Here is a 12,257-nt window from a genome sequence, read left to right as displayed (position 1 = left end):
TGGAGGGTGCAATGGCGCGTACGATTCCCGAAGGAACGTTGATCGTGGTGGCCGATGGTGGTTCGGCAAGGGTGTTCACCAACGTGGGTAGCGCGCACCAGCTTGCGTTGAAGCAGGAAGGCGAGCTGCGCCTGCAGGACATCAGCGAGCAGGGCGTGTCCGGGCAGGGCCCGGCCGGTGCTGTGCCCAAGGACATGTCGATCTCGCAGCTCAATGAAGCGACGTTTGCCAAGCAGGTGGCCGAACAGCTCAACGAAGATGCGTTGAAGAACCGGTATGCGCACCTGGTGTTGATCGCCGACCCGACCACGCTGGGCCGCATCCGCCCGCTGCTGCACAAGGAAGTCCAGGCGCGATTGCTGGGCGACATCGCCAAGGATCTGACCAACGCGCCGCTGGAAGACATCCAGAAGGTACTGGCGGCGTAGCGCTCATGCCGTTCATGCGTGATCACCTGCTGACCGAGCCCACCTCTGCGGAGGTGGAGGCGCAGGCGGGCTGGCAGCTGCTGGAATTCGGGACGGCCTGGTGCGGTCATTGCCAGGCTGCACAGCCGGCGTTGCGAGCCTTCGTCGAGGCGAACGATCTTCCGCACCGGAAGATCGAAGATGGCAAGGGCAAGCCATTGGGCCGCGCGTTCAAGGTGAAGCTGTGGCCGACGGTGATGCTGTTGCGCGATGGCCTGGAAGTGGCGCGGGTGGTGCGCCCGGTCGACAGCACAGATCTGGCAACGTTGCAGGGCGTGCTGCCGGACTGACGCCTATGTAGCGTTGAGACGGCCGATGGACGCCCGCACTGCAACATGCAGCGCAGCAAACCCGGTGCTAGCATCCGGCAACCATCTGAATCGATCCAAACGCCGATGCCCACGCTGGACCGTCGTCTCCTGATCGCCGTCGCCGCCACGGCGATGCTCGCCTCCGGCCTGGCGTCGGCCGCTCCTGCCAGAACGGCCGCCGACAAGGCCTACGCTTCGGTTGACCCCTTCATTGGTACCGGCGGCGAAGGCCACACCTATCCCGGTGCGACGGTACCGTTCGGCATGGTCCAGCTCAGCCCGGATACGCGCATCCAGCCGCGTGAGAAGGCCTACGGCTGGGCGGCCGGCTATCGCTACGACGACAGCAGCATCGTCGGCTTCTCGCACACCCATTTTTCCGGCACCGGCCATTCGGATCTGGGCGACATCCTGCTGATGCCGTTCACCGGCAATCCGGGCCTGGAGCGTGGCGATCCCGAGAAGCCGCGCAGCGGCTACGCCTCGCGCTTCCGTCACGACGACGAGAAGGCCGAGCCGGGCTACTACGCGGTCACCCTGGACGATTACAAGGTACGCGCCGAGCTGACCACCAGTGCGCGCGTGGGCGTGCACCGCTATGCCTTCCCCAAGGGCGCCGAAGCCAAGGTGCTGCTGGACATGCGCACCAGCATGTACGACTACCCGGGCAAGGTACTGTGGTCGCGGGTGCGGGTGCGTGCCGATGGCACGGTGACCGGCTTCCGCGAAACGCGTGGATGGGCGCCCGGCCGCCAGGTGTTCTTCGCGATGCGCTTCTCGCGGCCGCTGGCTGGCCACGAACTGCACAACACCGAGAAGGACATCGCCTACAAGGGCTTCCCGCCGCCGGGCGAGAAGGATCCCGCGCAGCGCGCCCAGATCGAAGGCAAGCAGCTGGTCGGCACCTTCGCCTTCGGCAAGCTGGACGCGCCGCTGGTGGTGAAGGTGGCCATTTCTCCGGTCAGTGAGGCCGGCGCCATCGCCAACCTCGACGCGGAAGTGGCCGATTTCGATTTCGATGGCGTGCGTGCGCAGGCCAAGCAGGAGTGGACGCAGGCGCTGTCGGTGCTGGATATCGAAGCCCCCGAGCATGCCCGCCGCAGCGCCTACACCGCGCTGTACCACACCCTGCTGGGGCCGACACTGTTCATGGATGCAGATGGCCAGTACCGCGGCTCGGACAATGCCGTGCACCAGGCCAAGGGCTATACCAACTACTCCACCTTCTCGTTGTGGGATACCTATCGCGCGCTGCATCCGTTGCTGACCCTGGTGCAGCCTGAGAAGCGCAACAGCGATTTCGTCAATTCCATGCTGGCACACCATGAGCACAGCCCCTACGGCATGCTGCCGGTGTGGTCGTTCCATGGCCTGGAAGACTGGTGCATGATCGGCTACCACGCCGTGCCTGTGATCGCCGACGCCTACGTGAAGGGCATTCGTGGCTTCGACGCCGACAAGGCGCTGAAGGCGATGGTCGAGACCGCCAACTACGGCCCGTACGATGGCATCGCGCAGTACCGCGAACTGGGCTACGTGCCGATCGACGAGGAAGGCGAGGCCGCCAGCAAGACGGTGGAGTACGCCTTCGATGATTGGACCATCGCTCGCATGGCGCAGGCCATGGGCAAGGCTGATGTTGCCGCTACCTTCGACAAGCGCGCCGGCAACTGGCGCAATGCTTTCGACAAGGACACCGGCTTCATGCGCGCGCGCAAGCGTGATGGCAGCTTCCGCACCCCGTTCGATCCCAGCGCCAGCGGCTATGGCACTGACTACACCGAAGGCAACGCCTGGCAATACTCCTGGTACGTGCCGCAGGACGTGGCCGGACTGGCCGCAGCGCACGGTGGCAGTGACAAGCTGCTCGCGCGCCTTGACGAGGTGTTCAACGCCAAGGTCGATCCGTCCATCTTCGAGCACATGGAAGACATCACCGGCCTGATCGGCTGGTATGCGCATGGCAACGAGCCCAGCCACCACGTCGCCTACCTGTATTCGTACGCCGGCCAGCCGTGGCGCACCCAGGCACGCCTGAAGCAGATCATGGACACTCAGTATGCCGACCGCCCCGATGGCCTGGCCGGCAATGATGACGTCGGCCAGATGTCGGCCTGGTACGTGTTCACCGCGTTGGGCTTCTACCCGGTTGCACCGGGCTCGGGCGAGTACATCCTGGGCCGTCCGTTCCTGCCGAAAACCGCGATGCGCCTGCCCAACGGCAAGACCTTCACCATCGTGGCTGATGGTCTGGACGACAAGCACACCTACGTCGGCAGCGTGAGCCTCAACGGCAAGCCGTTGCAGCGCACCTTCCTGCGCCATGACGAGATCCTGGCCGGCGGCGAGCTGCGCTTCAGCATGCAGGCCGAGCCGAACAAGGACTGGCCGGGGCAGGGCGCGCAGGCGCCGTATTCGATGAGTAGATGACGATTGGTAGGTGCCGACCTTGGTCGGCACGCGGAAGGTCAACGGCGCCCACCAAGGTGGGCGACTACCGGATGGCGTGACTGGTAGGTGCCAACCTTGGTTGGTACGCAGGACGTCAGCGGGAACGAAACCGCAGCCCCACCCGCGCGCCACCGATCGGGGCGGTATCGATCACCAGCGCCGCATCATGCCGCTGCGCGATCTCGGCCACGATCGCCAGCCCCAGCCCGCAGCCGTCGCCTTCTGTGCTGGCTCGGTAGAAGCGTTCCGTGACGCGCGCGCGCTCGGCTTCGGCGATGCCGGCGCCGTTATCGTCCACCCACACCCGCACGCCACCGGCATCGTGCTGCAGACCCAGGGTGATCACGCCGCGCACGCCGCCATAGCGCAGCGCGTTGTCCAGAAGGTTGCCCAGTGCCTCGCGCAGCAGCTGCGGATCGCCCTGTACCTGCAGGCCATCGTCGGGCCCGTCATAGCCAAGATCGACGCCTGCAGTCAATGCACGGTCGGCATAGCGCTCCACCACGCCGCGCGCCAACGCGGCCAGGTCCACAGGCTGCAGCGGCAGTGCGCTGCCATGCGGATCTTCGGAGCGGCTGAGCATCAGCAGCTGGTTGACCAGATGCTGCAAGCGGGCCAGCCCGGCCAGCGTGCCGGACAATGCCAGCTGCTGGGCCTGCGGATCATGCTGGCGCAATGAACTCTCCAGCTCCACCTGCATCGCTGCCAACGGTGTGCGCAGCTGATGTGCAGCGTTGCTGACGAAGCGGCGCTGCGCGGCCTGCATCGCGTCCAGCCGCTGCAGCAGCGCGTTGTACGCCTCCACCGCCGGCCACAGTTCGCGCGGCGCTTCCTGCGCAGGATCCAGCGGTGCCAAAGGATCCGGCCGCGGGCTGGCCAGCTTCCGCGCGACCAGGTTGGCATGGCGTGCAGCAGAGCCAGTGCCGGACCAGGCCAGCCACGCTGCCAGTGCCAGGATTGCGGCCTGGAACGGCACGCTGGTCAGCAGCAGCTTGCGCTCCAGCCGGTGGCGCTTGCGCAGTGTCTCGGCCACGCGCAGCCGGATGTCATGGCCCGGGCCGGCGCTGACCACCACTTCAACCATGCGCACGGCCTGCCCGCGTAGCCGCGCGTCGTAGTACACCGCGTCGTCATTCCCAGCGGCGGCCATGGGGCGAGGCAATGCCTCGGGCAGGTCGCCATACAGGCGCCCACCCGCGGCGTCGACCACTTCGCCATGCACTTCGTCGGCGGTGTCCCAGGTGAACATGCGTGATACCGCCGGGGTGATTTCGATGGATGCGCGGCCGTCCTGCACCGTCACCAGTTCGGACAACGACATCGCCGAATCCAGCAGCCAGCGGTCGTAGACCTGGCCGGCATAGAAGCGCGCCAAGGCGAATGAACCCACCGCACTGCACAGCAGCAGCACCAGCAGAGGCAGCCACAGGCGCCGCAGCAGCAGGCCACGCAGGCTGTGCACGCGCTCAGTCATCCATGGCCTCCAACCGGTAGCCGAGGCCGCGCAGCATGCGGATGCCGACGCCGGCGCGGGCCTGTTCCAGCTTGCGGCGCAGGCGGCTGACGTGGACCTCGATCACCGACAGGTTGGCCTCGTGGTCCCAGCTGTACAGCGCGTCGAACAGGCGCTGCTTGGTCACGGTACGCCCGGGGTGCTGCATCAATGCCTCGACCAGCGACAGCTCGCGCGCGGTCAGTTCGATACGCTGGCCGTCCACCTGCACTTCGTTGCGGATGCTGTCGAAGCACAGGCGGCCCAATCGCTTCTGTGCTGGTGCGTCACTGCGGCGGCGCGACAACGCACGCAGGCGCGCTTCCAGCTCTCCCAGCGCGAATGGTTTTGCCAGATAGTCGTCACCGCCACGGTCGAGGCCGAGGATGCGGTCCTCCACGCCATCGCGCGCAGTGAGAATCAGCACCGGCAGGGTGGCGCCATCGTTGCGCAGGCGCGACAGCAGGTCGAGGCCATCCACGTCCGGCAATGAAAGGTCCAGCACCATCACGTCATAGGGTGCACTGGCCAGCGCCGCAGGTGCGTGCAGCCCGCGCGAAAGGTGGTCGCACAGATGGCCGGCGCCCTGCAGGGCGCGGATCAGTCCATCGGCCAGGGCAGCATCGTCTTCGATCAGCAGGATTCGCATTGCAAGCTTCGTGCAAGGTTCGGGCAAGTTTGGCGCAAGTGCATCACCTTACCGTGACGTGCATGAATTTCTCCCCTCGTCATGCGGCCGTGCTGGCCGCTCTATTGTGCGCGCCTGCGGCTTCGGCGCTGTCCCTTGTAGAAGCGCAGCGTGCAATGGAAGCGCACAACCCGGACCTGCGCGCGGCGGCACTGGAACTGCGCGGGGTACAGGGTGATGCGCAGATGGCGGCGTTGCGGCCGGCCACCGAGTTGTCGATCGGCACCAGCAAGATCAGCCCCAAACATGGCATCGGCCCGGGGCGCTGGCAGGACAGGCGCGTGGACAGCACCGTGGGCCTGGGCTGGACCTGGGAACGCGGTGGCAAGCGTGCATTGCGCATCCGACAGGCCGACGCGCTGCTGGAAGTGGCCGGGCTGGAGATGCTCGATACCCGGCGCCGCCAGCAGGTGGCGCTGCATGAAGCCTATTTCGGCCTGAAGGGCGCACAGGAGCGGGCGCAGATTGCCGACGCCAACCGGCAGAGCTCGGCCGAGCAGATGGCGGCGGCGGACAAGCAGGTTGCGACAGGGGCGATGGCGCCGGTGGATCGCGCGCGGCTGGCGGTGGACGACCTCGCTGTGGCGGACGCGGCGCGCGAGGCAGCATTGGATCTGCGTGACGCGCGGCATGCGCTGGGCCTGCTGCTTGGACGTGACGACAGCCATGACCTCAGCGCCGATGATCCGTGGCCAGACCCCGCGGGCAGGGCCGATGAGCGCGCGTTCGATCCGCAGCAGCGTGCCGATCTGCGTGCCGCGCGTTCGCGCCTGGCTGCCGCCGATGCCGGCGTGGCACTGGCACGCAGCGAGCGCCACCGCGACGTTCAACTGGGTGTGGAAGCAGAGCGTGAGCCGACCGACATCAGCGGTGTCACCTGGGGTGTGTCGTTGACCATTCCGCTGGGTGGGCCGTCGCGGGCGCGCGGCGCGATCCAGCGTGCCGAGGCCGACCGCGACAGCGCCGCACTGGAAATTCAGGTGCTGCAGCGCGAAGCACGCGCCGAACTGGACCAGCTGCAGGCCAGTGCGCAGTCCGCCGCACAGCGTCGCACCGAGTACGAGGGGCTGCAGTCAGACGCCGCACGCAAGGCCGTGCAGGGCATCGAGCTGGCCTACCGGCGTGGTGCTGCCAGCCTGACCGATCTGCTGGATGCGCGCCGCAGCTGGCGCGAGTTCGAGGCCGCGCTGATTGAAGCGCGTGCCGACCATGCCATTGCCCTGGCGCGCTGGGAAGCGGCCACATCCGTTGCTGAAGGAGAGTCCCGATGAAGTCCACCGTCACTTATCGCCCGCAGGCGCGACACGCCGTGCTGCCGGCCTTGCTGGCGCTGGCCCTGCTGGGCGGCTGCGGTCGAGAGCCAGCATCCTATCTTGAGGATACGCCGCAGGTCAGCGCCGGCCAGATCCAGTTTCCCGCCGACAGCCGCCAGCTGGACGTGCTGCGCAGCGAGGCGGTGAGTGTCGGCGCAAGCGCCAGCCTGCAGTTGCCGGGCCGGGTGGTCTGGGATGAGACGCGCTCCAGCGCACTCCACACGCCGCTGCCGGGGCAGGTGGCGCGCATCGAGGCACAGCCGGGGCAGAAGGTGAAGGCTGGCCAGGTGATCGCCTGGATCACCTCGCCCGAGTTCGGCCAGGCCCAGGCTGAAGGTGCGCGTGGCCGCGCCGAGCTGCAGCAGGCACGCAAGGAACTGGACCGTACCCGCGAACTGCATGCGGCGGGAGTGGCGTCGGGTCGTGAACTGGACGAGGCCGAGGCCAACTTCGCTGGCAGCCAGGCCGATCATGCGCGCACGACTGCCTTCGCCAAGGCCTATGGCAACGGCCAGCGCGTCGATCAGCGCCTGCCGCTGCGCGCGCCCATCGATGGCGTGCTGGTGGAGCGGCGAATGAGCCCGGGAATGTCGGTCAGCCCGGACAGTGAACAGCCGTTGGCAGTGATCGGTGATCCGGACCGCCTGTGGCTGTTGCTGGACATCCCCGAAAGCCTCGCCGGACGCTTGAAGGCGGGCATGCAGGTGAGCGTGCCCGGCGCCGATGGGCAACCACTGCAGGCGACCCTCCAGCACGTGGATGACTTCGTCGATAGCGAACGCCGCGTGGTGCAGGCACGCGCCGAGCTGGACAATCGTGCACGCGGCTTCAAGGCCGGACAATATGTGCGCGCCCAGGTGGCGTTGCCGGCCGAGGGCGGTGTCTCGTTGCCCGATGCGGCGGTGCTGCTGATCGACGGCAAGCAGGTGGTGTTCGTGGAAGAGGGCAAGGGCCGCTTCGTGCGTCGCGCCGTGCACGCGGAGGAGCTGGGTGACGGCCGGCTGTGGGTACGTGAGGGCCTCGCCGCCGGCAGCCGGGTGGTGGTCGAAGGCGGCCTGCTGCTGCAGCAGCTGGTCGACAGCGCGCCGGCAGCCGTCAGCACCGGTAGCGGGCACGCTGCGCCATGATCGATCGCCTGATTGCCTACTGCCTGCGCCAGCCATTGATGGTGATGCTGGCACTGCTGCTGTTCATCGGCGCTGGCATTGCCGCGTTCCGCGTACTGCCGGTGGAAGCCTTCCCAGATGTGTCGGACACCCAGGTAACGGTGGTGTCGCTGCACCCGGGCCGCGCCGCCGAAGAGGTGGAGCGCGAAGTGACAATGCCGCTGGAAGTGGCGCTGTCCGGCATCCCGCATTCGGTGCGGGTGTTCTCGCATACCCAGTTCGGCCTGTCGATGATCATCCTGACCTTCGACGACAAGGCCGACGACTATTTCGCGCGCCAGCAGGTGCTGGAGCGCTTGCAGGGTGTGAAGCTGCCAGAAGGTGTGACCCCGGAGCTGGAGGCGATGAGCTCTGCGGTGGGCGAGATCTACCGCTACGTGCTCAAGGGCCCGCACATGACGCCGGCCCAGCTGCGCACCGTGCAGGAATGGACGATGGAGCGCAGCTTGCGCACCGTGCCGGGCGTGGCCGATGTGATCAGCTTCGGTGGCTTCGCGCGCACCTTCCAGGTCAAGCCGGACCTGGACAAGCTGCGTGACCGCGGCATCAGCCTGGGTGAGTTCGCTGAGGCACTGGAAAAGGGCAGCTCCAACGCCGGCGGCGGCTACGTGGAGCGCGGGCAGCAGCAGTTCCTGATCCGCGGCGTGGGCCTGATGCGTTCGCCGGCCGACATCGGCAACGTGGTGGTGGCGCAGCGTGGGGGCACGCCGATCCTGGTGCGCGACCTCGCCGGCATCGCCGATACCGGCCTGCCACGGCAGGGCCTGGTCGGCCAGGACGACAATGACGATGCGGTGTTCGGCATGGTGCTGATGCGCAAGGGCGAGAATCCGTCCGACGTGCTCGACGCTCTGCATGCGCGCATCGCCGAGATCGAGGCGAACCAGCTGCCGGCTGGGGTCAGCATCGAGCCGTTCTACGACCGCTCGTGGCTGGTCACGACCACGCTGAAGACGGTCTTCCGCAACCTGCTGGAAGGTGCGGTGCTGGTGTTCCTGGTGCTGTGGCTGTTCCTGTACAACGCCCGCGCCGCGCTGATCGTGGCGGCGATGATGCCGCTGGCGCTGCTGTCGACCTTCCTCGGCCTGCACCTGTGGGGCGTGCCGGCCAACCTGCTGTCCTTGGGTGCGATGGACTTCGGCATCATCATCGATGGCGCGGTGATCGTCACCGAGCACATCGTCTCGCGATTGTCGAAGCTGCCACCTACGGCTGATCGGAAGACGCGGTTCTCGACCATTCTTTCGGCCGCATCGGAAGTGGGCCGACCGACGTTCTTCTCGATGCTGATCATCATCGCCGCGCACATCCCGATCTTCACCCTGCAGCGCCAGGAAGGCCGCATGTTCGCGCCGATGGCGTACTCGGTGACCTCTGCGCTGATCGGTGCGTTGATCCTGGCGCTGACCGTGGTGCCGCTGCTCTGCTACTGGTGGCTGCGACGGGACCGCATGCGCGATGGCAACCCGCTGATGGACCGCCTGACCGACTGGTACCGGCCGATCCTGGAGCGCGCACTGGCCCGGCCACGTGCGGTGGTGCTGACCGCAGTTGCGTTGCTGGTGGGTACGTTGGCACTGGGCACTCGCCTGGGCTCGGAGTTCCTGCCCGAGCTGGACGAAGGGTCGATCTGGCTGACCGCCACACTCGACCCCAGCACCAGCCTGGCCGAAGCGCAGCAACAGTCGCGGCGCATCCGTGAGCTGGTCGGCAGCTTCCCGCAGGTGTCGACGGTGGTGGCCAAGCTGGGGCGCCCGGAAGACGGGTCCGATGCCAAGGGTGCCAACCAGATCGAGGCGCTGGTGGCGTTGAAGCCGGAGAAGGAATGGCCGAAGGGCGTGGACAAGCGGCAGCTGGTGAGCGACCTGCAGCGCACGCTGGAGCAGCGCATTCCGGGGCCGGAGTTCTCGATCTCGCAGCCGGTGCGCGACAACATCCTGGAGAGCATCTCGCAGATCAAGGGCCAGGTGGTGATCAAGGTCAGCGGTTCGGATCTGGACGTGCTGAACCAGCACGCACAGGCCATCCTGGGCCAGGTGCGCGGGGTGGAGGGCGTGGAGAGCGCCTTCATCGACCGCGATGGTTCGTTGCCGCAGCTGCAGATCGAGATCGACCGCGACCGTGCAGCACGCTATGGCCTGAACGTGCGCGACATCGACGAAGTGATCGAGACCGCGCTGGGCGGGCGCCAGGTAGGCGAGCTGTGGGAGGGCGATCGCAAGTTCCCGATCTCGCTGCGCCTGGACGATGCCGACCGCGACCTGCAACGGCTGCGCACGGTGCCAGTGGGTATCGGCGATGGCCACACGGTGACGCTGTCCGACGTGGCCGACTTCCGCATGGCCAGCGGCGCGATCAACATCTCGCGCGAGAACGCGCAGCGGGTGAAGGCGGTCAGCATCTTCATCGCAGGGCGTGACATGGGCAGCGTGGTGGCCGACATGCGCAAGCGCGTGGATGCCAGTGTGCAGCTGCCGGAAGGCTACCGGTTGGAATGGTCCGGCGAGTTCGAGAACCAGCAGCGTGCGATGAAGCGGCTGGGCTGGGTGATTCCGCTGTCGGTGCTGCTCATCTTCGTACTGCTGTTCGATGCCTTCAAGGACATCAGCAGCGCGGCGCTGATCCTGGCCAACGTACCGCTGGCGATGATCGGCGGCATCCTGGCCCTGTGGTTGACCGGCATTCCTCTATCGGTGTCGGCGGCGATCGGATTCATTGCGTTGTTCGGACAAGCGGTGCTGAACGGGGTGGTGATGCTCAGTCGCTTCGCCCAGCTGCGCGAGCAGGGCATGGACCTGCTGCAGTCGGTGGTGCAGGGCTCGCTACAGCGCCTGCGCACGGTGCTGATGACCGCGCTGCTGGCGATGTTCGGCCTGCTGCCGATGGCGACCTCGCATGCGATCGGTGCCGAGACCCAGAAGCCGCTGGCGGTGGTGGTGATCGGTGGCCTGCTGTCGGCGATGCTGCTGACCCTGCTGGTGCTACCGACGCTGTACTACTGGGTGCACCGGCGCCGCGAGGCCCGCGCCGGCTGACGGCGTGTAGGGCCGAGCCATGCTCGGCTGCTTCTGGCCATTGCGCGAAGAGCAGCCGGGCATGGGCTCGGCTCTACAGGGCTCCACGTCTTGCGTGGAGTTGGCAAGCTCACCACGCCGACCCCTGCCAGGCGATCATCATCGGTACGATCAACATGCCCAGGCAGCTCAGGCACAGCACTGTGGTGGAGATGTGGCAGAGCCAGAAAATGCGCGGCCTGTCGGCGCGCCAGACTTTCCTGCCGTGGCTGACGCCCCATATCGTGAAGCCATCGGTGATGCCACCCAGAAAGAAGCAAAGGGTGGCCAGTGCCCAAAGCACCCAGATCAGCGCCATCGCCAGGTTGCGTACGTCGCCACGCAGCGAGGCCCACAGCACGAGCGTCGCCAGCGCCAACAGGCCTCCCAGCAGAAACGTGATCATCCAGAGCCGATACCAGATGCCCGGCCTTTCCATGCGCGTGCCCCCCTCCGTTTGGCCGAGCATAGCCAGTCCGGTGGTCCTTACACCATCCCGCCATTGGCGCGCAGCACCTGGCCGTTGATCCACCCGCCATCGGCACCGGCCAGGAAGGCCACCGCTCCGGCGATGTCCTCCGGCGTGCCCAGTCGCTCCAGGGGATTCATCTTTGCCAGCCGCTCGATCAGCTCCGGTGCCTTGCCATCCAGGAACAGGTCGGTGGCGGTCGGGCCAGGCGCCACCGCGTTCACGGTGATGTTGCGCCCGCGCAGCTCCTTGCTGAGGATCGCGCCCATCGTCTCCACCGCGGCCTTGCTGGCCGCGTACACGCTGTAGTTCTCCAGCTTGATGCCGACCACGCTGGTGGACAGGCTGATCAGGCGGCCGCCGTCACTCACCCGTCGCGCGCTCTCGCGCAGCACGTTGAAGGCGCCCTTCAGGTTGATGCCGATGACCCGCTCGAACAGTGCGTCGTCACTGTCGGCCAGCGTCGCCAGCTGCAGTACGCCAGCACTGTTCACCACCACGTCGATGCCGCCGAAGCGGGCTTCGATGGCGTCGAACAGCTGGCGCACCGCCTGCGGGTCGGCCACATCGGCCTGCAGCGCGATGGCCTGCGCACCAGTGGCCGTGAGTTCGGCTGCCAGTGCCTCGGCATCATCGCGGCGGCCGGCGTAGTTGATCGCCACGGCATGGCCGTTGGCGGCGAGGCGGCGCGAAATGGCAGCGCCGATGCCACGGGAACCACCGGTGACCAGGGCGACGCGGCGGGCGGAAGATGTGGGCATGGTCGGTTCCAGCAGGGCGCGCCGGACTGGCGCAGTGCCATCTTCGCCATCTCATCGATCCGGATAATCATGCATAATCCGTCAAC

Annotated in this window: 10 protein-coding genes; 6 read left to right on the top strand and 4 right to left on the bottom strand. The window is 67.0% G+C overall.

The window, feature by feature from the left end; translation table 11 throughout:
- The first annotated feature begins 11 nt into the window (after positions 1-11).
- The 3 genes from ACZK2G_RS12135 (at position 12) to ACZK2G_RS12125 (ending at position 3,208) form a co-directional block, all read left to right on the top strand.
- A complete protein-coding gene (locus tag ACZK2G_RS12135; RefSeq protein WP_136637933.1) occupies positions 12-428 on the top strand; it encodes a baeRF12 domain-containing protein in 417 nt (138 codons plus the stop codon).
- A 5-nt stretch (positions 429-433) separates the two neighbouring features.
- Complete coding sequence (locus tag ACZK2G_RS12130; protein ID WP_295381417.1) at positions 434-757, top strand: thioredoxin family protein; 324 nt, start codon at positions 434-436, stop codon at positions 755-757.
- A 105-nt stretch (positions 758-862) separates the two neighbouring features.
- Positions 863-3,208, top strand: a complete 2,346-nt coding sequence (locus ACZK2G_RS12125; RefSeq protein WP_478473413.1) for a GH92 family glycosyl hydrolase — start codon at positions 863-865, stop codon at positions 3,206-3,208.
- Between the two features lie 115 nt (positions 3,209-3,323).
- Here the strand turns inward: ACZK2G_RS12125 and ACZK2G_RS12120 are convergent, their stop codons facing one another.
- Complete coding sequence (locus tag ACZK2G_RS12120) at positions 3,324-4,703, bottom strand: sensor histidine kinase (protein ID WP_046984639.1); 1,380 nt, start codon at positions 4,701-4,703, stop codon at positions 3,324-3,326.
- On the bottom strand, positions 4,696-5,370 hold the full coding sequence (locus tag ACZK2G_RS12115) for a response regulator (protein WP_426353397.1): 675 nt from the start codon (positions 5,368-5,370) through the stop codon (positions 4,696-4,698). The genes ACZK2G_RS12120 and ACZK2G_RS12115 overlap by 8 nt, the downstream gene beginning before the upstream one ends.
- A 62-nt stretch (positions 5,371-5,432) precedes the next feature.
- On the opposite strand from ACZK2G_RS12115, the gene ACZK2G_RS12110 reads away from it, so the two are divergent.
- The 3 genes from ACZK2G_RS12110 to ACZK2G_RS12100 are packed head-to-tail and all read left to right on the top strand — an operon-like array spanning position 5,433 to position 10,923.
- Positions 5,433-6,680, top strand: a complete 1,248-nt coding sequence (locus ACZK2G_RS12110; RefSeq protein WP_478473411.1) for a TolC family protein — start codon at positions 5,433-5,435, stop codon at positions 6,678-6,680.
- Positions 6,677-7,849, top strand: coding sequence for an efflux RND transporter periplasmic adaptor subunit (locus ACZK2G_RS12105; RefSeq protein ID WP_478473409.1), 1,173 nt, complete (start codon positions 6,677-6,679; stop codon positions 7,847-7,849). Before ACZK2G_RS12110 ends, ACZK2G_RS12105 begins: the two co-directional genes overlap by 4 nt.
- Positions 7,846-10,923 carry an efflux RND transporter permease subunit gene (locus ACZK2G_RS12100; RefSeq protein WP_478473407.1) on the top strand — a complete coding sequence of 1,026 codons (3,078 nt, stop codon included), beginning with the start codon at positions 7,846-7,848 and terminating at the stop codon, positions 10,921-10,923. Before ACZK2G_RS12105 ends, ACZK2G_RS12100 begins: the two co-directional genes overlap by 4 nt.
- Positions 10,924-11,032: 109 nt before the next feature.
- Here the strand turns inward: ACZK2G_RS12100 and ACZK2G_RS12095 are convergent, their stop codons facing one another.
- The gene (locus tag ACZK2G_RS12095; RefSeq protein WP_478473406.1) at positions 11,033-11,410 is read right to left on the bottom strand and encodes a hypothetical protein; all 378 of its coding nucleotides are present in this window, start codon (positions 11,408-11,410) and stop codon (positions 11,033-11,035) included.
- Positions 11,411-11,427: 17 nt separating this feature from the next.
- Complete coding sequence (locus ACZK2G_RS12090) at positions 11,428-12,171, bottom strand: SDR family oxidoreductase (protein ID WP_046984644.1); 744 nt, start codon at positions 12,169-12,171, stop codon at positions 11,428-11,430.
- Between the last annotated feature and the right edge of the window lie 86 nt (positions 12,172-12,257).

It is taken from the genome of Stenotrophomonas sp. 107298_Sma, from assembly GCF_056480345.1.
This window is presented reverse-complemented; position numbering and strand designations above follow the sequence as displayed.

Bases quoted from the DNA above. Each gene is read 5' to 3' on its own strand.
- ACZK2G_RS12100 (WP_478473407.1), top strand. From the start codon at position 7,846: ATGATCGATCGCCTGATTGCCTACTGCCTGCGCCAGCCATTGATGGTG.
- ACZK2G_RS12115 (WP_426353397.1), bottom strand. From the start codon at position 5,370: ATGCGAATCCTGCTGATCGAAGACGATGCTGCCCTGGCCGATGGACTG.
- ACZK2G_RS12095 (WP_478473406.1), bottom strand. From the start codon at position 11,410: ATGCTCGGCCAAACGGAGGGGGGCACGCGCATGGAAAGGCCGGGCATC.
- ACZK2G_RS12110 (WP_478473411.1), top strand. From the start codon at position 5,433: ATGAATTTCTCCCCTCGTCATGCGGCCGTGCTGGCCGCTCTATTGTGC.
- ACZK2G_RS12135 (WP_136637933.1), top strand. From the start codon at position 12: ATGGCGCGTACGATTCCCGAAGGAACGTTGATCGTGGTGGCCGATGGT.
- ACZK2G_RS12130 (WP_295381417.1), top strand. From the start codon at position 434: ATGCCGTTCATGCGTGATCACCTGCTGACCGAGCCCACCTCTGCGGAG.
- ACZK2G_RS12125 (WP_478473413.1), top strand. From the start codon at position 863: ATGCCCACGCTGGACCGTCGTCTCCTGATCGCCGTCGCCGCCACGGCG.
- ACZK2G_RS12105 (WP_478473409.1), top strand. From the start codon at position 6,677: ATGAAGTCCACCGTCACTTATCGCCCGCAGGCGCGACACGCCGTGCTG.
- ACZK2G_RS12120 (WP_046984639.1), bottom strand. From the start codon at position 4,703: ATGACTGAGCGCGTGCACAGCCTGCGTGGCCTGCTGCTGCGGCGCCTG.
- ACZK2G_RS12090 (WP_046984644.1), bottom strand. From the start codon at position 12,171: ATGCCCACATCTTCCGCCCGCCGCGTCGCCCTGGTCACCGGTGGTTCC.